Consider the following 25,907-nt stretch of genomic DNA (forward strand, 5'->3'; position numbering starts at 1 on the left):
GCGTTGCCGCCCGAGCTGGCTTCGGCCGCGTTGACCCTCTTCGGTGACCGGCTCGACATCGCCGCCGCGTACGCCGAACTGCTGGCCACCGACGGCGTGGTCCGCGGTCTGATCGGCCCGCGGGAGGCACCCCGGATCTGGGACCGTCACCTCCTCAACTGTGCCGCCGTGGTCGAGCGCATTCCGAGCGACGCGAGCGTGCTCGACGTGGGCTCCGGCGCCGGGCTGCCCGGTCTGGTGTTGGCCATCGCGCGTCCCGACCTGACGGTCACGCTGATCGAGCCGCTCGCGCGGCGCACGTCGTTCCTCATCGAGGTCGTCGAGCGGCTCGGCCTGACCCGATCGGTGCGGGTGTTCCGTGGCCGCGCCGACGAGGCCGCCAGCGGGTCGAGCGGCCGGGACCCGATCAGCGGTGACGTGGTGACCGCCCGCGCCGTCGCGCCGTTGGACCGACTGGCCGCCTGGTGCCTGCCGCTCGCCGTACGTGGTGGACGACTGCTGGCCCTCAAGGGATCGTCCGCAGCGGCTGAGATCGAGGAGCACGCCACGGTCGTGGAGCGGCTCGGCGGCGGCGAGGCGGCCGTGCACCTCTGCGGCGTGGGCGTGATCGACCCGCCCACCACCGTGGTGGAGATCGTGCGGGAGCGAATGGTCGGCCCGGCCCGACCGGCGGCGAGCAAGCGCTCGCGCGGCGGGCGGACTCGCCGCCGCTGACCAGCGCGCCATCGGGCGTCCGGTCGACGGGTTGACTCGTTGTATCGGTACGGATGGACGACGGAATGAGAACCCGACGTGGACCGGCCACGCCCGTCCGCCGTAGGCTGGCCGCGCGTCGATAATGTGGAGCGGCCGACGGACGTCGCGGACTCCGACCGCTCCCGAGGGGCCGTACGCTCCGGGGTGCGAGAGCGGGTGTGGCCAAGTTGACCGGGGCGCGGACCGACCATCCGAAGCGGGCAGGGATGACAGGTGCATGACGACGGCAGGTACGACGATCCACGCGTGACCGGGTCAACCAGCGACCCTGTTTCACGTGAAACCGACTACCCGAGCTGGTCCCCCGGCGTCGCCGGAACATCCGTTCCGGTGGACGACGATGTCTTCGCCGCACCGGACGACGAAGTGACTCCGACCGTCGGGCCGGAGCCGACGACCGGTCGGCGGGCGGCCGACGGACCGAGTCGACCTGCCAATGCCGCCGACGTGCGGCAGACGCCGGGTCGGCGGAACAGAGCTGCGGCGGTGCGCTTCGAGTCCGCCGTGCCCCACCAGCCCACCGCCGCAGCGGCGCGCGACGCCGCGCCGGTGGTTCCCGACGTACCGGTCGCGTCGGCCGAGTCGTTGGCAGCGGTTGCGGCTGACCCCACGTACGTTTCACGTGAAACCCCGACGCGCGAAGAGGATGACCCACCCTTGGCTATGGAGGCGATGCGCGCCGTGCAGATCCTGAATCCCAGTGGCGAGGTGACCATGCCTCGACCGGATCGGACCCGGGTCATGTGCGTCGCCAACCAGAAGGGCGGCGTGGGTAAGACCACGACCACGGTCAACCTCGCGGTGGCGCTCGCCCTGCACGGCAACCGGGTGCTCGTGGTCGATCTGGACCCCCAGGGCAACGCGTCGACCGGTCTGAACGTGCCCCACCACACCGGCATTCCAGACGTGTACGACTGCCTGATCAACAGCGTGCCGCTGGCCGAGGTGGCGCAGGCGGTCGAGGGGATCCCCAACCTGTGGTGCGTGCCGGCCACGATCGACCTCGCCGGGGCGGAGATCGAATTGGTGTCCGTGGTGGCCCGCGAGTCGCGCCTCGACCGTGCCATCGCCGCCTACCCGGGCCAGTTCGACTACGTCTTCATCGACTGCCCGCCGTCGCTCGGCCTGCTCACGGTCAACGCGCTGGTCGCCGCGCAGGAGGTGCTGATCCCGATCCAGTGCGAGTACTACGCGCTGGAAGGCCTCAACCAGCTGATCAACAACATCAACCTGGTACGGCAACACCTCAACCCGAAGCTCGAAGTCTCCACGATCCTGCTCACGATGTACGACCGCCGTACCCGCCTCGCGGACGCGGTCGAGCAGGACGTCCGGAACCACTTCGGCGACAAGGTGCTCCAGGCGGTCATCCCCCGCAACGTGCGGGTGTCGGAGGCACCCAGCTACGGCCAGTCGGTCATGACCTACGATCCCGGTTCGCGGGGTGCCACGAGCTACTTCGAGGCCGCCCAGGAGATCGCCGAGCGGGGCGTCAAGGAGCCGGTGGGCCGGAATGCGTAGTGGGGACGAGTCGCTGGGAGGCGTGGCATGAAGAACCGCCCTCGGGGCGGTCTGGGGCGGGGCCTGGGGGCTCTCATCCCGACCGGGCCCGTGCCGGGTGCCGCCGGCACCGTGACTGCCGAGCCGGAGAACGGGAGCGTCGACGCTGACGAGGGCGTGCCCCCCACTGCCGTGCACACGGCCCCGGTGGGCGCCGCCGCCCACCAACCGGAGCCTGAGCTCAGCCCCGTGCCGGGCGCTCGGTTCGCGGAGATCCCGGTCGACGCGATCATGCCGAACCCGAAGCAGCCGCGCCAGGTCTTCGACGAGGAGGCGTTGGAGGAGCTGAAGACCTCCATCCGGGAGGTCGGCTTCCTGCAGCCGATCGTCGTGCGCCAGCTCGACGACGAGAAGTACGAGCTGGTGATGGGCGAGCGTCGTTGGCGCGCAGCCCAGGCGGTGGGACGGGACAACATCCCGGCCATCGTCCGGGACACCCGCGACGACGCGATGCTCCGGGACGCGCTGCTGGAGAACATCCACCGGGCCAACCTGAACCCGCTGGAGGAGGCCGCCGCGTACCAGCAGCTGCTGGAGGAGTTCGGCGCCACCCACGAGGAACTGGCCCGTCGGATCGGCCGCAGTCGGCCGCAGATCTCCAACACGATCCGGCTCCTCAACCTGCCGGCCCAGGTGCAGCGCCGGGTCGCCGCCGGCATCCTCTCCGCCGGCCATGCCCGCGCTCTGCTCAGCCTCGACGACTCGGAGGCCCAGGAGAAGCTGGCGTTGCGGATCGTCGCCGAAGGGCTGTCGGTACGGGCGACCGAAGAGATCGTGGCGCTGACGCTGAACGACGGTCCGGCGAAGGGACCGGCCGCCAAGCGGCGACCGAAGCCCCACGCACCCGCCCTGTCGGATCTCGCCGACCGTCTGTCGGACCGCTTCGACACGCGGGTGAAGGTCGACATCGGTCGCAGCAAGGGCAAGATCACTATTGAGTTCGCCACCGTGGATGATCTGGAACGGATCGTCGGCATCATCGGCGTACAGGAGGAGGGGTCGCAGGACTGACGTCCGCGACCTCCCGTCGAGGGCCGCGCCTCCCCAGGGAGGCGCGGCCCTCGGGCGTGCGGCCCTCGGGCGTGCGGCCCTCGGCCTCGTTTCACGTGAAACGGACGCGGGAGCGGCTCGCTCGGTCTCGACTCGGCGTCCCCGAGTTGCCAGCCGGACGCGTCCGCCCGCTACGGCCCGCGAGGGCGTCTAAGGCGGCCGGGTGAGCCCGGGGTGCCCCTCGGTGTCCTGAGGGCGGTAGCGGCCCTCTCAGGCGGCGCGCGGGCCACTGCTCACCGGGCCCGAGTTCGCGGCGTTCGGACCCTCGTGTGGGTAATCGCGTTTCACGTGAAACGGCCCTCGGCGAGCGAGGCGCCCACGCGTCCCAGCGGCGCCAGGAGTGGTGGGTCGGAGCGCGACCGGCGCGACGCGCGGGCAACGATCGAGGGGGCGAAAAGTTATCCACACCGGTTGTCCACAGGCACCCCCAGTTTCACGTGAAACACCGCGTGAAAGCGGGTGACAGCCTGTGGATGACCGCGTGTACGAGCGCCTTTGGCAGCCTGTGGATATCGACTCGTCGGCCAACGGCGACGGGCCCTGCCGATCGACGACGGACGCTGATCGTGGCGGTTGGAACCGGTCGATCAGGTAGGGACAGCGGTGCCAGACTCGGTTAGGGTCAGCGTCGTGCGCGACACCCCTCCCTCAGTCCCGGACTTCACCCAGTGGCCCTCGTTCCCCTTCGAGGGCGAGCTGCGGGTGAAGCAGCTCGAAGAACCGGTCCCGGTCGAACCGCCCCGCAAGGGTGAGGGTCTCCGGGAATGCACCGCCTGCAACGCGCCCGACGACGCCTACATCTGGGTGGGAGAGCGGTGGCGGGTCCGTGCCATGGACCGGCCGACCGGCCTGCCGATGGTGCTCATCCTCGAATCGCGGAGCCACCTGGACCTGGGTGACCTGCCGAACCTGCTCGCCGCCGAGCTGGGGGTGATGACAGTACGTCTCGAGCGAGCCATTCGGTCGCTGGACGGCGTGGCACGGGTGCACGTGAACCGGTGGGGCGACGGCTCCGCCCACCTGCACATGTGGTTCCTCGCCCGGCCGTACGGTCGGCTCCAACTACGGGGAACCTTTCTGTCCCTGTGGGACTCGATCCTGCCGCCGATCTCCGAGGAGCAGTGGCGGGAGAATCTGGCGCTCGTCGCCGCCTGGCTCGCCGAGTTCGGTGGCCGACCGTTGGCCGAGCCACCCCGCATCCAGTGGCAGGCCCCGTCGAGCCTGCTGGCCCAGTCTGCGGCGGCGGCGGCACACGCGGCAGCCGCAGCGGACGAAGCGGTGTCTGTCATCGAGGCCGCCGAGGAGATTCCCGAGCCAGTCGAGGACGCCGACGGTAACGTCCATGGCGACCTCGGTTCCGAGTCGCCGGCTGCGGCGGAGGACCAGTCTGTGGACAGCGACGACCCGGTAACGGCCTTCGCTGACGACGCCGACGGATCGACAGTCGCCCCAGCGTCCGAGCCGAAGTCGCCCATCAGCCCGGTACTCGATGCCCCTGCGGTCGGATCGGTCGCCGATGGCACGAGGACCTCGGAGCCGGAACGCGACGCCGAGGATCCGGCACCGGTTACTCCGGTCGTCCCAGCTCAGCGGAGGACCCCCACCGACGACGCCAGCGACGGCGGAGTCACCCCACCCGACGTGAGCGCACCTCGCTGATCAACCGGTTGCGCGTGGGGGGGTGGCGAACGACGGTCTGGATGTCAAGCCACCCCCACGCCCGCCGCGGCGGCAATGCCGGGTGAGGACTAATGCTCGGAAATGCCCGATCGTCGACGATGTGCCGGTGGGGCGGCGTGGTGAACTGACCGATGAGGCGTGGACGGTGATCGCGCCGGTCCTACCAGAACCGGGCGGTGCGCGGGGGCGGTTGCGGGATTACCGCCAGGTCATCAACGGCATCCTGTGGAAGCTACGCACCGGCGCGCCGTGGCGTGACCTGCCGGAACGCTTCGGGCCGTGGAAGACCTGCCACGAACGCCTGCGCCGGTGGACTGAGCACGAAGATCCACCTCGCCGTCGACGGACCCGGCCGGCCGCTGTCGATCCTGCTCACCCCAGGCCAGGCAGGCGACAACCCGCAGCTAATGGCGCTGCTGGACGCGATCCGCGTCAACGAGCCCGGACCCGGACGGCCCCGCAAGCGCCCCGAGGTGCTGATCGCAGACAAGGGCTACGCACACGACTCCACCCGCCGAGCCCTGCGGCAGCGCGGGATCCGCCACGTCATCCCGGAACGCAGCGACCAAGTCGCCAGCCGGGCGGCCAAGGGCAGCGCCGGCGGCAGGCCGCCGGCCTTCGACAAGGTGATCTACCGCAAGTGCAGGGTGTCACGAGAGGTGCCCGAAGGTACCCGACCGGTCAGGTCAGGATGTGTGGCGGGCGGCGGCCCGGGTGACCAGTGAGCCGAGCAGGCGGCCGAAGTCCAGGCCGGCGGCCTGGACGGCCAGCGGCAGCAGCGAGGTCTCCGTCATGCCGGGCGAGACGTTGACCTCCAGCACGTGCGGACGGCCCTCCGCGTCCACGATCACGTCGACTCGGGAGAGGTCCCGCAGACCGAGCGCGGTGTGCGCGGCCAACGCCACGTCGGCCACCGAGGCGGCCACCTCCGGCTCCAACCGGGCGGGAGCGTGCCAGGTGGTGCGGCCGGCGGTGTAGCGGGCGGCGTAGTCGTACACGCCGTTGCGCGGCACGATCTCCACCGGTGGCAGCGCCTGCGGACCGTCTCCCAGGTCGATCACGGAGACCGCCACGTCGATCCCGGCCACGTACCGCTCGACGAGGGCCGTCGAGTCGTACGCGAAGCAACCGACCATCGCGGCCGGGAGGGACGTGGCGTCCCGGACCACGGCGGCGCCCAGACCGGAGCCGCCCTGCGCCGGCTTGACCATCAACGGCAGGCCGAGCCGGTCGGCGATGCGGTCCAGCACGGCGACCGCCCCGAGTTCGGAGAAGCGGTCGTGCGGCAGGGCCACCCAGTCGGGGGTGGGGATGCCGGCCTCGCGGAGCACCGCCTTTGCGGAGGGCTTGTCCCAGGCGAGCCGGGAGGCCCGGGCGTCACAGCCGACGTACGGGATGCCGCACAGGTCCAGCACTCCTCGCAGCGAGCCGTCCTCGCCGGTCGCTCCGTGCAGCGCGATCACGACGGCGTCCGGCGGATCGGCGGTGAGGGACGGCAGGAGGGCCACGTCGGCATCCCGCAGTTCGGCGTCGACGCCGACGGCGCGCAGGGCGTCGAGCACGCGTCGACCGGAGCGCAACGACACGTCCCGCTCGTAGGAGAGTCCGCCGGCGAGGACCAGCACTCGCAGGTCGGCCGCGACGGCGGAATCGGTCACGGAGAAACGCTCGGCAGCGGTCGTACCCATGCCGGCATCATGCCAAGTCGGGACCCGGCACGTCGGAGCCGGGCCGGCCGCGACGGCCGGCGACACCGCCCACGGCACCGAAGACGCGCCGGGTCGCGAGTTCCTGCTCCATGACGCCCGCCAACCGGCGTACGCCCTCGCGGATGCGCTCCGGGGGAGGGAAGCTGAAGTTCAGCCGCATCGCGCCGGTGCCCGTGCCGTCGGCGTAGAAGCCGGTGCCGGGCACGTAGGCGACCCGGGCGGCGATGGCGCGCGGCATCATGGCCTTGGAGTCCAGGCCCTCCGGCAGGGTGGCCCAGACGAAGAGCCCGCCGGCCGGGGTGGTCCAGCTGGTGCCCTCGGGCATCAGATCGGCCAACGCGTCGAGCAGGGCGTCGCGGCGTTCCCGGTAGACCTCGCGGTAGACCTTGAGCTGCTGCCGCCACGGCATCGTGCTCAGGTAGGTGGAGACGGCGGACTGGGCGTAGACGCTGGGGCAGAGGATCTGTGCCTCGCTGGCGATGACCATCTTGTCGCGGACCGCGTGCGGCGCCAGGATCCACCCCACCCGCAGGCCGGGGGCGAACGTCTTGGAGAAGGTGCTGAGGTAGAAGACGCCGTCGCGCCGCCGGGCCCGCAACGGAGCGGGGGCCTCACCCTCGAAACCCAGCTGGCCGTACGGGTCGTCCTCGACCACGAGCAGGCCGGCACGCTCGCAGATGTCGAGTACGCGCTCGCGGCGTTCCTCGCTGAGGGTCACACCGGCCGGGTTCTGGTAGGTGGGGATCGTGTAGAGGAACTTGACGCGTCGGCCGGCCCGGGCGAGGTCGGCGATGGCCGTCTCCAACGCCTCGGGAATCAGCCCGTCGGCGTCCATCGGCACGTGTACCACCTGGGCCTGGGCGGCCTGGAACACCCCGAGCGCGCCCACGTAGGTCGGGCCCTCGGCGAGCACCACGTCGCCTGGGTCGAGGAAGAGCCGGGCGACCAGGTCGAGCGCCTGCTGACCGCCCACCGTGACCACCACGTCCTCGGGGGAGGCGCCGCACGCGGCGTCGATGCCGGAGAGGGCCATCACCTCGCAGATCCGCTCGCGCAGCTCCAGGGTGCCCTGGCCGATGCCGTACTGAAGGGTGGTGACCCCGTGCTCGGAGCCGAGCCGGCCCAGCATCTCGCCGACCGCGTCGAGCGGCAGCGCGGCGATGTACGGAGCGCCGCCGGCGAGCGACACGACCTCCGGTCGACTGGCCACCGCGAAGAGTGCTCGGATCTCGGAGACGGTCATCCCGCGCACGCGCCGGGCATACCGGTCGGTGTAGTCGTCGAGTGTCGTGCCGGTCATGACCTCACCTCGATCACTGCTCGGGTGGCTACCGCCCCGGGTACCCCGCCTGCTCGTGTCCATGGCGGCGGCACACCGATTGTCGATCCTAGTCCGCCGAGGCCTGGTTGCCGCCCTGCCGGAACGGATCGACCACATGGCGGACCCTCCCGTCGGGGGTGGGGATCTGCGAGTCCCCTCCCGTACGGTCGATCGGCGGCGTACGATCGCTCGTCGGGGGCAGGAAGGCGGCGCTGTCGTTCCGTGCCGGTCTCACCACCGAGCCTATTGTGGGGATGCGCCATATGTCGCGACGTCTGGTCAGCCTGACCCTCGACACGCTGGAGGATCTTCCGCGCCCCTGCCGTCAGTGCGTCTACTGGGAGCTTGATCCGGTCTCCGCGGACCGGGCGTGCGCCGCCGGTGACCCGGGCCTGGAGAAGGAGGCGTGGGTCTCCCAGACCCTGCTGGAGTGGGGGTCCTGCGGCAAGCTCGCGTACGTCGACGGCATGCCGGCGGGCTTCGTGATGTACGCGCCACCCGCCTACGTTCCCCGCTCGATGGCGTTCCCGACGTCGCCGGTCTCGGCCGATGCCGCGCTCTTGATGACCGCCAACGTGGTCGCCGCGTTCGCCGGGGGCGGGTTGGGCCGGATGTTGGTGCAGGGCGTCGCACGGGACCTGACGAAGCGGGGCATCAAGGCGATCGAGGCGTTCGGCGACGCCAAGTTCGGTGACGCCGACGATCCGGCCGGCGGCTGCGTGGCACCGGCCGACTTCTTCCTCTCCGTCGGCTTCAAGACGGTACGTCCGCATCCCCGTTTCCCCCGGTTGCGGCTCGAACTGCGTACGGCGCTGAGCTGGAAGTCCGACGTCGAGTACGCGCTGGAGAAGCTGCTCGGCTCGATGAGCCCGGAGACGCTGCTCCGGCCGGTCCGGCCCGCCCCGGCCACCCGCTCCACGGGCGGCTGAGCGGGATCAGTCGACCACGGTGCCGGCGGCCACGACCGCACGCAGTTCGCTGACGTCGAGCGAGCCGGTCGGCACGTCCCGCTCGATCGGGTAGTACATCCGCTGGACGGCGGCCACGATCGCCTCCACCACCCGGTCGCGGAAGCGGGGGTCGACGAGCCGGGCGCGGTCCACGGGCGAGGTGAGGTAGCCGACCTCGACCCGGACCGCCGGCATCCTCGTCAGTCGCAGCAGGTCCCACGCCTTGGCGTGCGTACGGCAGTCCCGCAGCCCGGTCCGCGCCACGATCTCCCGCTGCACCAGACCCGCCAACCGTTCACCGGTCGCCGAGGTCACCCCGTTGTCGGTGCCGTAGTGGTAGGTCGCCACCCCCTCCGCGTCCGGGTTGGCGTGCCCGTCGAGGTGCAGGGAGATGAACACGTCGGCGCCGAGCGAATTCGCCAGCAACGCCCGGTCGGTGTCCGGCAGGCACGCGTCGGGCGCGGGACCCCGGGTGAGCTGAACCCGGACCCCGGACGCGGCGAGTCGTCCCTCCAACCGGCTCGCCAGGTCGTGCACGAGGTCGGCCTCCGTCCAGCGCAGCGGGCCGTCCGGAACCACCATCCCGGGGTCGGTGCCACCGTGGCCGGGGTCGATGACCACCGTCTTACCGACCAGCGCCGGTCCGGACTGGCGGATCGCGTCGGACTCGCGCAACCACTGGGGGCGACCGCCGACGACCTTGCGACCGATCCGGCGCAGCGCGTCCATCGTGTGCGGGCCGCAGGAGCCGTCGGGTGTGAGACCCACCTCGCGCTGGAACTGGGCCACGGCCCGGGACGTCCGGATGCCGTAGATGGCGTCGGCGCGGCCGACGTCGTACCCCATCTCCAGCAGCCGTTCCTGCAGCGACCGGACATCCTCGCCGGTGAGCGGCTCGGGGACCGCGTGGTAGAGGGTGCGGGCACCGAGTCGCCAGCGTGCGGCCTCCAGCGCGCCCCAGGTCTCCGAGCCGACCCGGCCGTCCACGCTGAGCCCCCGCGACTGCTGGAACGCGCGGACCGCGCGTTCGGTGTCCAGGTCGAACTCGTCGCTGTGCGGGCCGGCGGCGAGCAGGTCGAGGCCGGCGAGGATGGTACGGATCTCCGTGACCGCAGGTCCCCGGTCTCCGGGTCGGATCGGACGCACGCACGACCCCCTCTGCACGAGTCTGGCTGGCCGGGCGGCGGCCCTGAGCTTGAGGCTATGCGTTCCGGACCGGCGACGGGCTCGGGCCGGGAAAAACACCGAACCCCGCACCCGACGAGCGGGTACGGGGTTCGGTGGTGTTCGTGCTGATCAGAGGGCCGACTCGATGAGCCGGACCAGCTCGCCCTTCGGCCTGGCGCCGGCGACCGACTGCACGGGCTGGCCGTTCTTGAAGACGGTGAGGGTCGGCACCGACATCACCCGGTACGCCCGGGCGGTCTCCGGGTTCTCGTCGATGTTGAGCTTCACGACGGTGACCTGGTCGCCCATCTCGCCCGCGATCTCCTCGAGCAGCGGCGACACCTTACGGCACGGCCCGCACCACTCGGCCCAGAAGTCCACCAGTACCGGCTTGTCAGCCTGCAGCACGTCGGCGACGAAACTCGCGTCCGTGACCGCCTTGGTATTTCCCACTATTGCCCTCCTCCGGGATGTGTTTCCTGTTTCAGCTGAGCGTCGCGATGAACCGTTCGGCGTCGAGCGCGGCGGCACAACCGGTGCCGGCCGCGGTGATCGCCTGGCGGTAGGTGTGGTCGACCACGTCACCGGCGGCGAAGACGCCGGGCACGCTCGTCCGGGTGCTGGGCGCCTGGACCTTCACGTAGCCCTCGTCGTCCAGCTCGACCTGGCCCTGGAAGAGCTCGCTGCGGGGATCGTGGCCGATGGCCACGAACACGCCGGTCACGTCCAGCACCTTGGTCTCGCCGCTGTGTACGTTGCGGACCCGTACGCCGGTGACCTTGCCGTCAGCGCCCAGGACCTCTTCGACGGTGCTGTTCCACTCGACCTTGATCTTCTCGTTGCTCAGCGCCCGGTCGGCCATGATCTTGCTGGCCCGGAAGGAGTCGCGCCGGTGGATGATGGTCACCGAGTCGGCGAAGCGCGTGAGGAAGCTGGCCTCCTCCATCGCCGAGTCACCACCGCCGACGACGACGATGTGCTGGTTGCGGAAGAAGAAGCCGTCACAGGTGGCACACGACGAGACACCGTGGCCCAGGTACTCCTGCTCGCCCGGCACGCCCAGCGGACGCCAGGCCGAACCGGTGGAGAGGATCACGGCGCGGGCCCGGTAGGCGGTCTCGCCGACCCACACGGTGCTCGTCGCGCCCGAGCCGGCGTCGCCGGTGTCGACCAGCTCGACCCGCGTCACGTCGTCGGTCAGGAACTCGGCGCCGAACCGCTCGGCCTGCTTGCGCATGTTGTCCATCAGCTCGGGGCCGAGGATGCCGTCGGCGAAGCCGGGGAAGTTCTCCACCTCGGTCGTGGTCATCAGCGCGCCGCCGGACTGGACACCCTCGATGATCAGCGGCTTCAGGTTGGCGCGCGCCGCGTAGACCGCCGCCGTGTAACCGGCCGGGCCGGAGCCGATGATGATCAGGTTGCGGACCTCGTCCACTGCCGTCTCCCGAGTTGTGTGTGTTCGGCGTCGGCGCGCGCACCGATGCTGATCCGAGTGCCGACGCCTGGAGGGTGCCGGCAGCTGACTTCCAGAACGTCATCGTACGAAGCGGGGATTCCCGAACCGGGCAACCGGTGGGTCAGGTCACGTGGACGCTCATCGTGCTGCGGATTCACCCTACCCGCGCCGAATACCGGCTGTCCGAGCCGGACCCGGGCACGCCGCACTCGGCGCCGCTCACCCAGGCCCAGCGCGATCCGGTCGCGTCGGTGAACCGGATGACGAGCGCCTGCTCGCCCTGGAACCGCGCGTAGTCGATCATTTCGACGACGAGTGGACCCGAGCCGTGCTCCGCCGCCACGGATGCCAGGCAACCGGTCAGCGCGGCCTCGGTGCTGAGCCGGGCGAGCTGGTTCGACCCGTCGGGGGAAGGTCGTCGCTCACCTCCGGTGTCCACCCCGGGCTGCTCGCCGGGGCCGCTGCTGCTCGCCCCCAGCATCGGCGACGGCTGCGTCGGCGGGACGCCGCTCCGCGTTCCGCCGAGGCTCTGCGGGGTGTAGTCGGTGCCGCTGTGCAACGTCGGGCCGGACGTGTGGGCCGCCGCGCCGGCAGCGGCCTCTTCCCGCGCGTTGACCGGGCGGTCCACGGCGCCGGAGTCCGCGGTGTCGGTCGACAGGTGGCTGAGCCCCAGGCCGAGTGCGACGACGGCGGCGGCCGCGACGGCCACCGGGGTGGCGCTGCGGATCCAGCGACGCTGCCGGCGACCCGGGCCGGTGGAGCCGCTGCGCCCCGACTCGGCGGGGGACGAGCTGGTGGGTCGACGTCCACCCTGCGCCGGCACCGTCACCGGCGTGGCGGAACCGGTCACCTCGGTGGGCGGGGTGTCGGCTGCCGCCAGCGCGCCGGCGATTCGTTTGGCCACGGCGGACGGCAGCTCCGGGGCGGGCTCGGCCCAGCGGGCCAGGTCCGCACTCACCTGTGTGACCGCGGGTGCCAGCAGCGCGTACGCCTCGGCCCAGGACGGGTCCGTGGACACCAGTTCGGCGATCTCCACCTGCTGCGGTGTGCCGTCCAACGCGCCGCCGAGGTAGTCAGCGAGCAGGTCGGCGTCGACCTCCCTGAACTCCTCGGCCGTCACGTCTCCTCCTGATTGGCGTCCTGCCGGATGCGAACCGACCCCGATCCGACGCCCTCGGCCGGGCGTGGGTTCCCCGCCGTGACGTCGGGCACGTCCGGGTCGACCCGTCCGGGACGCGTCGATGCCGGGCGGAGGTGCCCGAGCAGCACCGCCAACCGGGCCCGGCCCCGGGCGCACCGGCTCTTCACCGTCCCCTCGGCGACCCCGAGGATGCGGGCCACCTCGGCCACCGGGTAGCCCTGCACATCCACCAGCACCAGGGCGGCCCGCTGCTCGACCGGGAGCGCGGCGAGCGCCGCGCGGACGACGAGCGCGGTGTCGTGGTCCTGCACGGGCGCGGCCGGCTCGACGCCGCCGGTGCCCGATCCGTCGGTCCGGTTGCCGTCGGGCAGCGGCACCGTGGGGTGCGCCTGCCGGCGTCGGATGCGGTCCAGGCAGGCGTTCACCACGATCCGGTGCAGCCAGGTGGTGACGGCGGAGTCACCACGGAAGCGGGCTGCTGCGCGGTGTGCCGACAGCAGGGCGTCCTGGAGCGCGTCGGCGGCCTCCTCACGGTCGCCGAGCGTCCGCAGGGCCACCGCCCAGAGCCGATCGCGGTGCCGGTGGAACAGGGCCGCGAAGGCGTCCCGGTCGCCGGCGACGTGGGCGCGCAGCAGCTCCAGATCCGTTGCCGCGTCGCGCCCGTCCATCACCGCATCCGGCTGATGCGCTGCCCGGGGCGTGCCGTGCGGCTCACGAACCCTGGACCGTGATCTCCTGCACTCCCAGCTTGAAGCCGCCGTCGTCGCCGTTGGGCGGCAACTCGGTGAACCAGAGCAGCAGGTACCGGTACTTCTGGTCGGCGTCGAACCCGTTGAAGGTCATCGTGGTGCCGTCGTGCTCCTTGAGGACACCGATCTCCGTCTTGTAGTTCGACACCATCGACTTGTCGCCGTTGGAGGTCGCCGGGTAGGTCGTCGTGCCGGCGAGCAGCTTCGCGGTGGCGCCCCGACCGGAGAGCACAGCCTGCACCGACTTCACCGTGTGCGGCGAACCCAGGTCGAGCCAGACACCCATGCCGGACTTGAGGTTGCCGTACGTGGCGTTCGGGTAGCGGTCGGTCTCCCAACCCTTGTCGTTGTCGCCATCGGTCATCTTCTTGGCGCCGTCGAGCTCGTCCCGCGGGGCGCTGTCCGGGTCGATGATCCGGATGTCCTGCACCTTGAGATTGCGCACCGTGGCGGCGGCCGGGGTGGCCTCGCCGGCCGGAGCGCTGGCACTCGGCGTCGCCCCGGCGGTCTCCTGCGGGTCCTTGTCGTCGCCGCCGAGCGCGCTGATGCCGATGAGCAGGCCGACCAGCGCGACCGCCAGCAGACCGGCGATGCCGATGGCGACCTTGCGGCCACCGGCGGCGGCCAGCGGGGACGGCTCCTCCCCGGTCTCGGCGGTGAACCGCAGCGGCCCGCCGTTGTCGAGGTAGTGGTCCTCCTCGGCCGGCACGTCCAGCCGGGCCAACTCGGCCGCCAGCACATCGGACGACGGCGGCGCGATGTCGGCGTCGAGCAGGTCCATCGTGAGGTCGTCCAGGTACGCGGGCACGCCGGCCCGCACCTGGCGGGGCGCCGCGAGGGCGCTGGCGGCATCCCGGACGGCGTCCGGGATGGCGGCCCGCCCGTGACCGGCGGTGGCCCCGCGCAGCGGTGCCTCGGCGTGCGGCCAGTGACCGGTCAGCGCGAAGTAGAGGACGCCGCCGACCGCCCGGATGTCGCTCTCCTGGCTGTCGTCGCCGTCGGTGCGGGCGTCGGCCAGGACCACGCGACCATCGTCGCTGATCATGACGGTGCCGGGGTGGACGTTGCCGTGCACCATGCCGGTGGCGTGCACCGCGGCCAGCGCGCTGGCGACGGCGTTGCCGACAGCGGTGGCGCGAGCCGGGTCCAGCGGGCCCTCGGCGGCCAGATCGCGCAGCGACTGCCCGTCCACCCACTCGCGGACCACGTACGCCCGCTCGGCCTCGTCGATGGCGTCGTACACGCCGACGAGGTTGGGGTGGATGACCCGGCTGGCCGCGACGGCCGCCTGAAGCATCTCGGTGGCGGAGTCGCCACCCGGGTAGCGCAGCACCACCGCGACAGGGCGGCGCAGGATGACGTCGACCCCGCGCCAGACCAGTCGACCCGCGCTGTCGTTGTTGATGTGCTCGACCAGCTCGTAACGCTCGGCGAGGATCTCACCGGCCGTGGGAGCACCGAAGGTCATGATCGGAGGAGCGCTCTCGTCCGCCTCCTGACCCTCGCCGACCTGGGTCACCCGTCCTCCCTCGGTGATCGTGTCGATCGATGGACCCGTACTGCTGGGCATGTGGCTTCCCGCTCTGCCGTTGAAGGAACCGGCCAACCGGTGTCGACGCGCAGCGTCGGCGCCTGCCGTATCCGTCGAGAGCGACCTTACCCGGGTTGCCCGTCTCCCCGACATGTCATCTTCTTGCCGTACCCGGCGGGGTGCCGGGGATCGGGGAAGTCGTCCGGTTACGACCGTTGTCAGCCACGTTGCTGGCACATGTACTAGCTAATCTACGGCTTCACCGCAAGTGACCGACGTCGGGGCCGGGCCGGGCGTGCCGCCCTCGTCCACCAGCCGGTTCCCCGCCGATCGGTCGCCCACGCTCAGCCGTACGGTTGGTTATCCACAGGCCGATCCGGCGGCTGACCGGTGAATCGCGGAGTTATCCACAGGGACATCCCCAGGCTGGTGATCCATGGTCACGTTCCGTGTGGCCGGCGACTGTGGGTGCGGCTCAACGACCGAGACGACGGCGGACCATGCCGACAACCTCGGTGATCTCTCCGATCCGCAGCGCCATGGCGAGCCCGAGGTAGGTTCCGCCGATCACGGCGCCGCCGATCACGAGCTGAAGGACGGCCTGTATCCAGCTCGGCGTGTCGCCGCCGGGCAGCAGGCTCACCACGAGCAGGCCGACCAGGGCGGCCCCCAACGCGGCCACGAGGACCCGGCCGAGCGTGCGCAGGATGGCACCCATCCCGATCCGGCCGATCCGGGGGCGCAGCAGCCACGCGGAGGCGAACGCCGCCGCCAGGTAGGACACGGCGTTACCGATCATCATCCCGGCCGCCGCGAAGTGCGCGGCGAAGGCGACGTAGAGCACCACCTGCACGCCGATCCGCAGCGCGACCACGGGAATGTTGATCAGCGCCGGGGTGCGGGTGTCCGGCAGGGCGTAGAAGGCGAAGGTGAAGAGCTGGCTGATCGCGAACGGCACCAGCGCCAGGGCCGCGAGCAGCAGCACCAGCGAGGTGTCGGCGGCATTCTCGTCGGTGAACGCGCCGTACCGGAACAGCGTCACGGCCAATGGGGTGGCCAGCACCGCGTAGCAGACCGCGATCGGGGCGAGGACCGCCGAGACCGTGCGGGTGCCCCGGGACAGGTCGGCGGCGACGTCGGCGTAGCGGCCGTCGGCGGCCGCCGCGCTCATCCGGGGCATCAACGCCGTGATGATCGAGACGGCGATGATGCCGTGCGCCATCATCAGCAGCAGGAACACGTTGTTGTAGATCAGCGGACCGGCGGCGTTCTCCTTGCCCGCCCTGTTCAGCAGGTTGAACAGCACGATCAGGCCGACCTGGCTGACCGCCACGTAGCAGAACATCCAGCCGCCCAGGCGGCCCAGCTCGCGCAGCCCGAGGGTGCGGAAGTCGAACCGGAACCGCCAGCGGAAGCCGACCTTGCGCAGCGCCGGCAGCAGTCCGGCGGCCTGGATGGCGACACCGAGCAGGGTGCCGCCGCCGATCAGCAGGATGCGGCCGGTGGTCATCTGGTCGGGCCGGACGATCTCCGCACCGAAGATCGCGATGTAGAGCCCCGCCGTGCCGATCACCACGATGTTGTTCAGGATCGGCGCCCACATCGGCGCGGCGAAGTGCCCCCGGGTGTTGAGCACCGCGCTGATCAGGGCGCTGAGACCGGTGAAGAAGATCATCGGCAACATCAGGTACGACAGAGCCGTGACCAGATCCCGGAAGTCCGCCCCGGTCTTCTTGCTGGCGTAGAGCGAGGTCAGCACGGAGGCGAAGGCCACCGCGACCAGCGCCGCCGCGGCCAGCGCCAGCACCGCGAGGGTCAGCAACCGCTGGGCGTACGCCTGACCGCCGTCGCTGTCGATCTTGCGGCGGCGGACCAGCACCGGGATCAGGACACTGGTGAGGATGCCGCCGAGCAGGAACTCGTACACCATGCCGGGCAGGATCTGCGCGGTCGTGTACGCGTCACCCACCAGCGCGCCGCCGAGCGCGGCGGTCAGCGCGAGCGTGCGCAGGAAGCCCGTACCCCGGCTGACCAGGCTCCCGATCGCCATCACCGCGCTGTTGGTCGCCGCGCTCGCCTCGCCCACCTGCTCCTGCGGCGGGGCGGTCGACTCCATGGCGGGCTGGTTCAGCGGCTCCGCGGAGATGAAGGTGGCGCCGTCGGAGGGGCGGATGTTGGCTCCCGCACCACCGTCCCGCGCGGCATTCGCGCTGCGGTAGAGCCCGCCGCTCATCTCCAGCCTCCCAGGGGTACGTCGAGCCGGGCACCGACCCGCACGTCACAGACCTTAGTCAACCCGCACCCGTTACCCGCGCCCGGCGGATCGGATCACACCCCGGCCCGATAGGCTGGCGATCCCATGTCCGAAGCCTCCGTTCCCCACGCCGCCGACCGCCGCGACCTCACCGCCGCGCAGCGCAACGCCGTCGCCGAACTGCTCCGGGTCTCCCCGGTCGCCGACGAGCTGGGCCGCCGTTTCGTCCGTGCCGGCCACGAGCTACACCTGGTGGGCGGTTCGGTACGCGACGCGCTGCTCGGCCGACTCGGCGACGACCTCGACTTCTGCACCGACGCCCACCCCGACGAGACGCTGCGGATCGTCAAGGGCTGGGCCGAGTCGATCTGGGAGACCGGCCGTGAGTTCGGCACCATCGGGCTCCAGCGCGACGGCCTCCGGCTGGAGGTCACCACCTTCCGCGCCGAGTCGTACGACCAGGTCAGCCGCAACCCGGTGGTGATCTACGGCACCAGCCTCGACGAGGACCTGAAGCGGCGCGACTTCACCATCAACGCGATGGCGGTCAGCCTGCCGGACCACCGCTTCACCGATCCGCACGGCGGGCTGGACGACCTCGCGGCCAAGGTCATCCGTACTCCCAGCACCCCGCGGGAGTCCTTCGGCGACGACCCGCTGCGCATGCTGCGGGCCGCCCGGTTCGCCGCCCAACTGCGCTTCGCCGTCCACCCGGACGTGCACGTCGCGATGACCGAGATGGCCGCCGACCTGGACCGGATCACCGCCGAGCGGATCCGTGACGAGTTCACCAAGCTGCTCTGCGGCGCGGACCCGATCACCGGGCTGCGTCTGCTGGTCGACACCGGTCTGGCCGAACGGTTCCTGCCGGAGCTGACCGGGCTGAAGCTGGAGATCGACGAGCACGCCCAGCACAAGGACGTGTACGAGCACACGCTGACGGTCGTCGAGAACGCGGTCTCCTACGAGGAGGACGGCTGCGACTTCATCCTGCGGATGGCCGCCCTCATGCACGACGCGGGCAAGCCGGCCACGAAGGCCGTCGGGTCCGACGGTCGGGTCAGTTTCCACCACCACGAGGTCGTGGGCGCCCGCCTGACCAAGGCCCGGATGAAGGCGATGCGGTACCCCAAGGAGATCACCGCGAAGGTGACCGCGCTGGTCGCGCTGCACCTGCGCTTCTACGGGTACGGTCGGGGCGAGTGGACCGACTCGGCGGTGCGTCGTTACGTCGCCGACGCCGGTGACCTGCTGCCCCGGCTGCACAAGCTGACCCGCTCGGACTGCACGACCCGCAACCGTCGTAAGGCGGCCCAGCTCGCCGCCGACTACGACGCGCTGGAGGAGCGGATCGCCCGGATCGCCGCCGAGGAGGATCTGGCCCGGGTACGCCCCGACCTGGACGGCAACGCGATCATGGAGCTGCTCGGCGTACCTCCGGGGCCGATCGTCGGGCGGGCCTGGAAGCACCTCAAGGAACAGCGCCTGGAGCACGGGCCCCTGGACCGCGACGCCGCCGAGGCGGAGCTGCTGCGCTGGGCCCGCGCCGAAGGCCTGATCCCCTAACCCCGCCCCAACCCCGCGCCCCCCGCCCCTGCCCCGCCCCGAATCCGCCGATCTTGCACTTTCTGTCGTCGATATGAGGGGACTGCCCTCTCTTGTCGCGACAGAAAGTGCAAGATCGCGGGGGCGGGGGCGGGGGCGGGGGCGGGGGCGGGGTGGGTGATGGACTAGCGCGTTTCGACGGCTGTTCCGTCTACGGACGGGTTCTTGGCCGCGGGGGTGCCGTTGCCGCCGGGCGCCGATGCCGAGCCGAGGCGGGCCAGCAGGCCGGCCAGGTCGATGCCGGTGAGGTCGCTGCCGAGCTGTAGACCCTGTGCCACGTTGCCGGCCACCGACTTCGTCAGCGACGACGCGCCATCGGTGGAGATGACCGTCATCTTGTCGATCGCCCCGATCGGAGCGCTGGCCGCCTCGACGACCTGCGGCAGGACCTTGACCAGCAGATCCAGCACCGCGGCCTCGCCATACGCCGCGAACGCCTCGGCCTTGCGCGCCATCGCGTCGGCCTCGGCCTCACCCCTGGCCAGGATGGCCGCCGCCTCGGCCTGACCCTCGCGCTCGACGGCCTCGGCGATCGCGGAGCGCCGACGCTGCTCGGCCTCACCCTCCTTGGCGCCCTCGATCGCGTTCGCCTCGGCGAGGGTCGCCCGCCGGGCCCGCTCGCCCTCACCGGTGAGCCGCGCCTGCTCGGCGGAAGCCTGCGCGGCGGCGATGACCGCCTGACGCTGCGCGTCCGCGGTGAGCACCGCCGCGTTGCGGGCCGCCTCGGCCTCCTGCTCCACCTTGTACCGGGCGGCGTCGGCCGGCTTGCGTACCTCGGTGTCCAGTTGGCGCTGCTTCAGCTCGGCGTTGCGCTCGGCCACCTTCTGCTGCTCGGAGAGGATGGCCTGGTCCCGTTCCGCCTGGGCGAGCGGCCCGGCCGCGGCCGACTTGGCCTTCGCCGCGTCGATCTCCGCCTGGATGCCGGCCTGCTTCAGTGCCAGGTTACGGTTCGCCTCGGCGATGGCCTCCTCGGCGAGCAGCCGCTCCTGCTCGGCCTGCTGCCGGGCCCGCGCCTCGGCGATGGCCGCGTCCTTGAGCACCCGGGCGGCCTCGGGCCGGCCCAGGTCCTGCAGGTAGGAGCCCTCGGCGAGGATGTCCTGGAGCTGGAAGGTGTCGAGCACCAGACCCTGGTTGGTCATCGAGTGCTCGGCCTCCTCGGCCACCGCGCTGGCGAACGCCGCCCGGTCCCGGATGACCTCCTCGACGGTGAGCCGACCGACGATCGAACGCAGCGCGCCGGCCAGCACCTCCCGGGTGAAATTGTCGATCTCGTCCTGCTGGTGCAGGAACCGCTGGGCGGCCGCCCGGATCGCGTCCTCGGTGCCGCCGACCTTGACGATCGCCACGCCGTGCAGGTCGGCACGGATGCCCTGCTTGCTGACCGCGCCCCGGATGCCGACGTCGATCCGCCGGCTGGACAGGTCGAGCGACTGGAGCTTCTGCACCACCGGGAGCACGAAGACCGAGGCGCCGAGCACCACCTTCTGCCCGGAGGTGTCGGTCGACCGGCCGCCGTCGGCGGTGTGCGTGGTACGTCCCTTGCGACCCGTGACGATGAAGGCCTCGTTCGGCCCGGCCACCTTGATCCGGGACAGCACGAACAACACCAGGACGAGCGCGAGGACGACCGCGCCCACGACAGCTATCAACAGGGGCATTAAGGGGGTCCTGTCTACGAGAAGGAATCAGTAGGTCTCGACGTGCACGCTGGTCTCACTCAGCGCCTGCACGACGAAGACCTGCGCGCCGATCGGGATCGGCTGGTCGGCGCGGGCGTTGAGCTTGACCGGCTGGCCGGCGACGCGTACCCGCACCTCGCCGTACCCGTCGAGGGGCACCGGCGTGACGACCAGGCCGAGCGCGCCGACCAGGTCGTCGCGGGTGGGGGTGGCGTCGGTGCGCATGTTGCGCGCCGCCCGACTAAAGCGGGACGCCAGCCACGCCGTGGGCACGGCCGCGAGCACACCGCCGGCCGCCGCGCCCGCGATCATCCCGGGGGTACGCGCACCGAGCAGTTCGTTGACGATCGCCCCGCCGAAGCCGAACGCTCCGGCGAAGCCCGCGATCGTCTCGGTGGAGATCGGGCCGTCCACGTCGGCGTGCCCGAAGTGGAGCATTTCGCTGCCGAGCAGGGCGAGCGCCAGTACCGCGACACCGGCTCCGCCGATGATCAGAAAGATGAGCGTCCCCGTGGCCACGACCTGCACGGTATCGATGCCGCGCAACGCCGATGAAGGGCCGAACGGCTCAACGAGGCGCCACGTTGATCTCCAACTCGGACAGCTGTGCGGGCAGTGGCTGGCGGACGAGTTCGCGCCCTGTGGTGTCGGCGAGCACGAAGTCACCCTTGTAGGGTTCCCGGTAGAGCAGCAGGTCGTCGTCGACCCAGGCGGCGTCGGCGCTCGGCAACGGATTGACCACCCGTCCGCTGGCCGCCTCCACCAGCAACGGTTCCTGCTGGCCTTGCACGACGACCAGGCGACCGTCCGGCGACCAGGCCCACGGCCCGGCGGGATCGCCGGGTAGCGGCTCCGACCGGGTCGGTCGTCCGTCGTCGGCGGAGAACATCTGCACACCACTTCGGGGGTGCCGGACCGCCTCGGACCGTGGCCTGCCCTGGGCGGTCTGTGGCAGTGCCACCTCCCGGCCGTCCCGGGTCCAGACGAAGGAGCACTGGTCGGTGCAGAGGTAATCCTTCCGGGACACCTGGTGGGTACGCTTCGTGCCGTCGCGCTCGACCACGACGAAGCCGAAGTGGTCCAGCGCAGTGGTGGTGAACAGGAGGCGGCGACCGTCCGGTGACCAGGTCGGGCGGCTCAGCGCACGGCCTACCTCGTGCCAGCGGGTCTTTCCCGTGGCCATGTCGACGAGACCGACCTCGCGTGGACGGTCCTCCTCGACGACCGCGACCAGAGACCCGGTAGGTGCGGGAAAGATGGCGTCGTAGCGGTCGGTGGGCACGTAGCGGCCCCGGCTCCGGTCCAGCAGGAATCCGCTGCCCGACCCGCCGGCGAACTGTGCCCGGGTCACCACCCAGTTACCGGGCAGCACCAGCGGCGCGGCGGTCCAGTTCGCTCCCGGGGTGGGCCGGACCGACGGTGACGAGGTGATCGAGGGTGACGGAGTCGCATCCGTGGGTGGCGTCGCGGGAGTTGCGGCCGGCCGAGGACGCAGCAGCACGAACGGCACAGCCGCCGTGACGACCGCTACCAGCACTGCCGCGCTGACGGTCAACCGCCGCCGCCGACGCAGCCGGCGTCCCTGGCCGAGCGCCCGGACGGCGAGCCCGGGAGCGGGCGCGGCGCCCTCGGCCAGGTCGCGTACGGCCCTGCGGAGCAGGGCGTCGAGTTGTGCGGTCATCGCGTCACCTCCGGGCGGCTGGTCAGCTCGTCCAGCCCCGGTACCAGGCGCCGCAGCCGCGCCAGTGCCCTGGTGCTCTGGCTGGCGACCGTGCCGGTCCGGCAGCCGAGCAGCGACGCGGTCTGCTCGACGCTCAGGTCCTCCAGGTAGCGCAGGGTGAGCACGGCCCGTTGCCGTGGCGGCAGCGCCCGGAGAGCGTCCAGCAGCAGCAACCGCAGATCGGTCTCGCGGCCGCTGTCGCTGTCCACCGGCCGTTCCGGTAGCTCCGCCACAGGCACCTCCGCTCGCCGCGCTCGCCGTCGCCAGCCGGACACCTGATCGTGGTACAGGATGCGTTTCACGTACGGCTCGGCGTCACCCCTGATGCGCGGCCAGCGCGCGTACGCCTTGGCCAGCGCGTTCTGCAGCAGGTCCTCTGCCGCGTGCTGATTCCCGGCCAGCACGTACGCGACGCGCAGCAAGGCGGCACCCCGTTCCTGAACGAACGTGGTGAACTCCCCGTCGACATCCGCCACCGCCCACCTCCGTAGTTCAGACGCCGAGCGGCAGCGGAACTTTGCCTCGTCGCGAGGGACAATGGGTTTGTGCGCTGGACTGTGCTCGACTCGCCGATCGGGGAATTCTCCGTGGCCACCGACGACACAAGTGTGTGCGGAGCCCACTTCGGTCGGGTGGACGCGGCCGTCGACGAGCCGGGCGATCCGCTGTCCCGGCAGGTCGTGGCCGAGCTGCGGGCGTACTTCACGGGTGCGTTGACCGCGTTCACGGTTCCCGTGTCGGCCCCGCGCGGCTCCGAGTTCGAGCGGGCGGTGTGGCGGGAGATGACCCGCATTCCGTACGGCGGGACGCTGACGTACGGCGAGGTGGCGCGGCTGGTCGGCGATCCCGGGGCGGCGCGCGCGGTGGGAGTGGCCTGCAACCGCAACCCGATCCCCGTGATCGTGCCGTGTCACCGGATCGTCGGCGCGGGCGGCAAGCTGGTCGGTTTCGGCGGCGGCCTGCCGCGCAAGGTCAGGTTGCTGGAGCTGGAGGCGGGCGTGGCTCTGCGGCAGGCCTGGTCCTGACCCGTTGATCGTTGGCTGCTGAGCGGGGCGACACGCCGAACACGGTGCTGCTGGGCAGCCACCGATCGCCGCACCGGCAGTGCCCGGACGCGGCGAGGGCCGGGTCCGACCGGACCCGGCCCTCGGCCGTGCTGGTGGTTCAGCGGGTCAGCGCTCGACCTCGCCGGCGATGAACTCCTCCACGGCCTGGTGGGCGTCGTGGTCGGCGTACTGCACCGGCGGGGACTTCATGAAGTACGACGAGGCCGACAGGATCGGGCCACCGATCTTGCGGTCCAGCGCGATCTTCGCGGCCCGGACGGCGTCGATGATGACACCGGCCGAGTTCGGCGAGTCCCACACCTCGAGCTTCAGCTCGGCGTTGAGCGGGGTGTCGCCGAAGGAGCGCCCCTCCAGGCGGATGTACGCCCACTTGCGGTCGTCCAGCCACGGCACGTGGTCCGACGGGCCGATGTGCACGTCGCTCTTGCTCATCTCGTGCGGGATCTGCGAGGTGACCGACTGGGTCTTCGAGATCTTCTTCGAGACCAGGCGGTTGCGCTCCAGCATGTTCATGAAGTCCATGTTGCCGCCGAAGTTGAGCTGGTACGTGCGCAGCAGCTCGACACCGCGGTCCTCGAAGAGCTTCGCGAGCGCGCGGTGCACGATGGTGGCGCCGACCTGGCTCTTGATGTCGTCGCCGACGATCGGCAGGCCCGCGTCGGTGAACTTCTGCGCCCACTCGGGGTCGGAGGCGATGAAGACCGGCAGGGCGTTGACGAACGCGCAACCGGCGTCGATCGCGGCCTGGGCGTAGAACTTGTCGGCCTGCTCGGAGCCGACCGGCAGGTAGGAGACGACGACGTCGACCTGCGCGTCGCGCAGCGCCTGGGCCACGTCGACCGGGGTGGCGTCGGACTCCTCGACGATCTCGCGGTAGTACTGGCCCAGACCATCGAAGGTCGGGCCGCGTTGCACGGACACGCCGGTCGGCGGTACGTCGCAGAGCTTGATGGTGTTGTTCTCGCTGGCGACGATCGCCTCCGCGAGGTCCATGCCCACCTTCTTGGCGTCGACGTCGAACGCCGCGACGAACTGAACGTCAGAGACGTGGTAGTCGCCGAAGGTGACGTGCATGAGACCCGGGACGCGGTCGTTCGGGTCGGCGTTGCGGTAGTACTCGACGCCCTGAACCAGGGACGAGGCGCAGTTACCCACACCGACGATGGCGACGCGGACGGAGCCCATAGCGTCTGCCTCCTTCTTTTCTGTCACGGCCGCTCTTTCCTGGTCTCTCCAGGCGGAGGCGGGCTGTTGTCTTCTCGTCGGCCACCGGCTGTCCCCAGGTGGGGGACCGTCGGGGCTCGGCCGGAGCGCTCGTTGGCGATGAGCTCCTCCAGCCAGCGGACCTCACGCTCACAGGCGTCCAGGCCGTGGCGCTGCAGTTCCAAGGTGTAAGCGTCGAGGCGCTCGGCCGCCCGGCCCAGCACGTCGCGAAGGCCTTCGCGACGTTCCTCGATCTTGCGGCGGCGACCCTCCAGAATGCGCAGGCGGGTCGCCTGGTCGGTCCGGGCGAAGAACGCGAAGTGCACACCGAAACCCGTGTCGTCGTACGTCTCGGGCCCGGCCTGTGCGATGAGCTGGGCGAAGCGTTCCTTGCCCTCCGCGGTGATTTTGTAGACCACCCGACCTCGTCGGCTGGTCAGCGCGGGAACCTCCTCGGCGGTGGCGGGTGTCTCGGCGGCTTCGGTGATCCAGCCCGCCGCCTGCAACCTGCGCAGGGTCGGGTAGAGCGAGCCGTAGCTGATCGCCGCCCGGATCGCGCCGAGTTTGGCGGTCAACTCCTTGCGCAGCTCATAGCCGTGCATCGGAGACTCCTGCAGGAGGCCGAGGATGGCGAATTCGAGCACGGGCCACCCTCCCTTTACCCTCCGGCGCGGAGCGGTAACCGCCGCGATGTATCGGACCGATACATCGCACGTTAGCGGCTGCTGCCGGCCAGGGCAAACCCCCGTTCCGGGGTGTTGTCGTCACGCATCGTGACCGTGGTCGCCTCGTCGAGCCGGACCGCGTACCCTTCACCGCATGCGTACGCAGCGCCAGATCGTCGACTACTCGCTTCAGAAGCGAGCAGTGCTGCGTGAGCTCATGGCCAGCCGCATCGGTACGTACGACGTGTGTGACGCGTCGCCGTACCTGAAGAACGCTGCACGCTTCCACGGCGAGCCGACCGACCTGCGCTGCCCCATCTGCCGCAGCGAGAATCTGACGCTGGTCCACTACATTTACGGGGACGAACTCAAGCAGTCCGCCGGACAGGCCCGGACACTGGCCGAGTTGCCGGTGCTGGCGATGACGCTACGTGAGTTCCAGGTCTTCGTGGTGGAGGTGTGCCTCGGCTGTGACTGGAACCATCTCGTCGAGCAGTACCTGCTCGGTCGGGACGGTCTCACCGGCGACGGCGACAGTGTTGGCGCCGACGAGCAGGATACTGCGACCGCCGAGGGCGTGGGTCGGCGGAGGCGAGAGGCGCAACGGTGACTTCAGCGGGTTGGACCGGCTCCGGGGTATGGAC

At 71.0% G+C, this 25,907-nt stretch carries 23 protein-coding genes and 1 pseudogene; 9 read left to right on the top strand and 15 right to left on the bottom strand.

Annotated features, from left to right (window positions below; translation table 11 throughout):
* Nucleotides 1–3 precede the first annotated feature (3 nt).
* From rsmG to ABZ272_RS05055, 5 genes and pseudogenes are all read left to right on the top strand, one after another.
* Nucleotides 4–714, top strand: a complete 711-nt coding sequence (gene rsmG, locus ABZ272_RS05035) for a 16S rRNA (guanine(527)-N(7))-methyltransferase RsmG (RefSeq protein ID WP_355048789.1) — start codon at nt 4–6, stop codon at nt 712–714.
* Nucleotides 715–969: 255 nt separating this feature from the next.
* Nucleotides 970–2,277 carry a ParA family protein gene (locus ABZ272_RS05040; RefSeq protein ID WP_355048577.1) on the top strand — a complete coding sequence of 436 codons (1,308 nt, stop codon included), beginning with the start codon at nt 970–972 and terminating at the stop codon, nt 2,275–2,277.
* Between the two features lie 27 nt (nt 2,278–2,304).
* A complete protein-coding gene (locus tag ABZ272_RS05045) occupies nt 2,305–3,327 on the top strand; it encodes a ParB/RepB/Spo0J family partition protein (protein WP_355048578.1) in 1,023 nt (340 codons plus the stop codon).
* Nucleotides 3,328–3,996: 669 nt separating this feature from the next.
* On the top strand, nt 3,997–5,025 hold the full coding sequence (locus ABZ272_RS05050) for a hypothetical protein (protein WP_355048579.1): 1,029 nt from the start codon (nt 3,997–3,999) through the stop codon (nt 5,023–5,025).
* A 127-nt stretch (nt 5,026–5,152) separates the two neighbouring features.
* Nucleotides 5,153–5,687 (top strand): annotated as a pseudogene (locus tag ABZ272_RS05055) (transposase); the annotation flags it as partial.
* A 45-nt stretch (nt 5,688–5,732) separates the two neighbouring features.
* Here the strand turns inward: ABZ272_RS05055 and ABZ272_RS05060 are convergent.
* On the bottom strand, nt 5,733–6,734 hold the full coding sequence (locus ABZ272_RS05060; RefSeq protein ID WP_355048580.1) for a D-alanine--D-alanine ligase: 1,002 nt from the start codon (nt 6,732–6,734) through the stop codon (nt 5,733–5,735).
* A 7-nt stretch (nt 6,735–6,741) separates the two neighbouring features.
* Complete coding sequence (locus ABZ272_RS05065) at nt 6,742–8,055, bottom strand: PLP-dependent aminotransferase family protein (RefSeq protein WP_355048581.1); 1,314 nt, start codon at nt 8,053–8,055, stop codon at nt 6,742–6,744.
* A gap of 284 nt (nt 8,056–8,339) precedes the next feature.
* Here ABZ272_RS05065 and ABZ272_RS05070 point away from each other — a divergent pair, with 284 nt between their 5' ends.
* The gene (locus ABZ272_RS05070; protein ID WP_074315552.1) at nt 8,340–9,005 is read left to right on the top strand and encodes a GNAT family N-acetyltransferase; all 666 of its coding nucleotides are present in this window, start codon (nt 8,340–8,342) and stop codon (nt 9,003–9,005) included.
* Nucleotides 9,006–9,011: 6 nt separating this feature from the next.
* Here ABZ272_RS05070 and ABZ272_RS05075 read toward each other — a convergent pair whose 3' ends face one another.
* The 7 genes from ABZ272_RS05075 to murJ all read right to left on the bottom strand — a co-directional run bounded on the left by ABZ272_RS05075 (nt 9,012) and on the right by murJ (nt 17,303).
* A complete protein-coding gene (locus tag ABZ272_RS05075; RefSeq protein WP_355048582.1) occupies nt 9,012–10,172 on the bottom strand; it encodes an N-acetylmuramoyl-L-alanine amidase in 1,161 nt (386 codons plus the stop codon).
* A 150-nt stretch (nt 10,173–10,322) separates the two neighbouring features.
* Nucleotides 10,323–10,646, bottom strand: coding sequence for a thioredoxin (trxA, locus tag ABZ272_RS05080; protein WP_355048583.1), 324 nt, complete (start codon nt 10,644–10,646; stop codon nt 10,323–10,325).
* Nucleotides 10,647–10,677: 31 nt separating this feature from the next.
* Nucleotides 10,678–11,628: a thioredoxin-disulfide reductase gene (trxB, locus tag ABZ272_RS05085; protein WP_355048584.1), complete on the bottom strand. Its 951-nt coding sequence runs from the start codon at nt 11,626–11,628 to the stop codon at nt 10,678–10,680.
* A 175-nt stretch (nt 11,629–11,803) separates the two neighbouring features.
* On the bottom strand, nt 11,804–12,769 hold the full coding sequence (locus ABZ272_RS05090) for a hypothetical protein (RefSeq protein ID WP_355048585.1): 966 nt from the start codon (nt 12,767–12,769) through the stop codon (nt 11,804–11,806).
* Entirely contained in the window at nt 12,766–13,458 is a 693-nt protein-coding gene (gene sigM, locus ABZ272_RS05095) for an RNA polymerase sigma factor SigM (RefSeq protein WP_355048586.1), read from the bottom strand. Before sigM ends, ABZ272_RS05090 begins: the two co-directional genes overlap by 4 nt.
* Before the next feature lie 43 nt (nt 13,459–13,501).
* Complete coding sequence (locus tag ABZ272_RS05100; protein ID WP_355048587.1) at nt 13,502–15,109, bottom strand: protein kinase family protein; 1,608 nt, start codon at nt 15,107–15,109, stop codon at nt 13,502–13,504.
* A gap of 436 nt (nt 15,110–15,545) precedes the next feature.
* A complete protein-coding gene (gene murJ / locus ABZ272_RS05105) occupies nt 15,546–17,303 on the bottom strand; it encodes a murein biosynthesis integral membrane protein MurJ (protein WP_355048588.1) in 1,758 nt (585 codons plus the stop codon).
* A gap of 126 nt (nt 17,304–17,429) precedes the next feature.
* On the opposite strand from murJ, the gene ABZ272_RS05110 reads away from it, so the two are divergent.
* Nucleotides 17,430–18,890, top strand: coding sequence for a CCA tRNA nucleotidyltransferase (locus ABZ272_RS05110; RefSeq protein ID WP_355048589.1), 1,461 nt, complete (start codon nt 17,430–17,432; stop codon nt 18,888–18,890).
* Between the two features lie 164 nt (nt 18,891–19,054).
* On the opposite strand, the gene ABZ272_RS05115 is transcribed toward ABZ272_RS05110, so the two are convergent.
* Genes ABZ272_RS05115 through ABZ272_RS05130 form a run of 4 tightly spaced genes read right to left on the bottom strand, consistent with a single transcriptional unit; the run spans nt 19,055 to nt 22,804 of the window.
* Nucleotides 19,055–20,587 (bottom strand): SPFH domain-containing protein, encoded by a 1,533-nt coding sequence (locus ABZ272_RS05115; protein WP_355048590.1) that lies wholly within the window; start codon nt 20,585–20,587, stop codon nt 19,055–19,057.
* Nucleotides 20,588–20,614: 27 nt separating this feature from the next.
* Entirely contained in the window at nt 20,615–21,136 is a 522-nt protein-coding gene (locus ABZ272_RS05120) for a hypothetical protein (protein ID WP_355048591.1), read from the bottom strand.
* Nucleotides 21,137–21,176: 40 nt separating this feature from the next.
* Nucleotides 21,177–22,289 (bottom strand): hypothetical protein, encoded by a 1,113-nt coding sequence (locus tag ABZ272_RS05125; protein ID WP_355048592.1) that lies wholly within the window; start codon nt 22,287–22,289, stop codon nt 21,177–21,179.
* Nucleotides 22,286–22,804 carry a SigE family RNA polymerase sigma factor gene (locus ABZ272_RS05130; RefSeq protein ID WP_355048593.1) on the bottom strand — a complete coding sequence of 173 codons (519 nt, stop codon included), beginning with the start codon at nt 22,802–22,804 and terminating at the stop codon, nt 22,286–22,288. Before ABZ272_RS05130 ends, ABZ272_RS05125 begins: the two co-directional genes overlap by 4 nt.
* A gap of 69 nt (nt 22,805–22,873) precedes the next feature.
* Here ABZ272_RS05130 and ABZ272_RS05135 point away from each other — a divergent pair, with 69 nt between their 5' ends.
* On the top strand, nt 22,874–23,353 hold the full coding sequence (locus tag ABZ272_RS05135) for a methylated-DNA--[protein]-cysteine S-methyltransferase (protein WP_355048594.1): 480 nt from the start codon (nt 22,874–22,876) through the stop codon (nt 23,351–23,353).
* Nucleotides 23,354–23,500: 147 nt separating this feature from the next.
* Here ABZ272_RS05135 and ABZ272_RS05140 read toward each other — a convergent pair whose 3' ends face one another.
* Both ABZ272_RS05140 and ABZ272_RS05145 read right to left on the bottom strand, forming a co-directional pair.
* Entirely contained in the window at nt 23,501–24,580 is a 1,080-nt protein-coding gene (locus ABZ272_RS05140) for an inositol-3-phosphate synthase (protein ID WP_355048595.1), read from the bottom strand.
* Between the two features lie 23 nt (nt 24,581–24,603).
* Entirely contained in the window at nt 24,604–25,242 is a 639-nt protein-coding gene (locus ABZ272_RS05145; protein ID WP_355048596.1) for a PadR family transcriptional regulator, read from the bottom strand.
* 175 nt (nt 25,243–25,417) lie between these two features.
* Here ABZ272_RS05145 and ABZ272_RS05150 point away from each other — a divergent pair, with 175 nt between their 5' ends.
* Nucleotides 25,418–25,873, top strand: coding sequence for a DUF5318 domain-containing protein (locus ABZ272_RS05150; RefSeq protein ID WP_355048597.1), 456 nt, complete (start codon nt 25,418–25,420; stop codon nt 25,871–25,873).
* The last annotated feature ends 34 nt before the right edge of the window (nt 25,874–25,907 follow it).

This window comes from Micromonospora sp. NPDC005979, assembly GCF_040614415.1.
Classification (GTDB): Bacteria; Actinomycetota; Actinomycetes; order Mycobacteriales; family Micromonosporaceae; genus Micromonospora.

Bases quoted from the DNA above. Each gene is read 5' to 3' on its own strand.
- ABZ272_RS05045 (WP_355048578.1), top strand. From the start codon at position 2,305: ATGAAGAACCGCCCTCGGGGCGGTCTGGGGCGGGGCCTGGGGGCTCTC.
- ABZ272_RS05060 (WP_355048580.1), bottom strand. From the start codon at position 6,734: ATGGGTACGACCGCTGCCGAGCGTTTCTCCGTGACCGATTCCGCCGTC.
- ABZ272_RS05065 (WP_355048581.1), bottom strand. From the start codon at position 8,055: ATGACCGGCACGACACTCGACGACTACACCGACCGGTATGCCCGGCGC.
- ABZ272_RS05070 (WP_074315552.1), top strand. From the start codon at position 8,340: ATGTCGCGACGTCTGGTCAGCCTGACCCTCGACACGCTGGAGGATCTT.
- sigM (WP_355048586.1), bottom strand. From the start codon at position 13,458: ATGGACGGGCGCGACGCGGCAACGGATCTGGAGCTGCTGCGCGCCCAC.
- ABZ272_RS05100 (WP_355048587.1), bottom strand. From the start codon at position 15,109: ATGCCCAGCAGTACGGGTCCATCGATCGACACGATCACCGAGGGAGGA.
- murJ (WP_355048588.1), bottom strand. From the start codon at position 17,303: ATGAGCGGCGGGCTCTACCGCAGCGCGAATGCCGCGCGGGACGGTGGT.
- ABZ272_RS05110 (WP_355048589.1), top strand. From the start codon at position 17,430: ATGTCCGAAGCCTCCGTTCCCCACGCCGCCGACCGCCGCGACCTCACC.
- ABZ272_RS05115 (WP_355048590.1), bottom strand. From the start codon at position 20,587: ATGCCCCTGTTGATAGCTGTCGTGGGCGCGGTCGTCCTCGCGCTCGTC.
- ABZ272_RS05125 (WP_355048592.1), bottom strand. From the start codon at position 22,289: ATGACCGCACAACTCGACGCCCTGCTCCGCAGGGCCGTACGCGACCTG.
- ABZ272_RS05140 (WP_355048595.1), bottom strand. From the start codon at position 24,580: ATGGGCTCCGTCCGCGTCGCCATCGTCGGTGTGGGTAACTGCGCCTCG.
- ABZ272_RS05150 (WP_355048597.1), top strand. From the start codon at position 25,418: ATGCGTACGCAGCGCCAGATCGTCGACTACTCGCTTCAGAAGCGAGCA.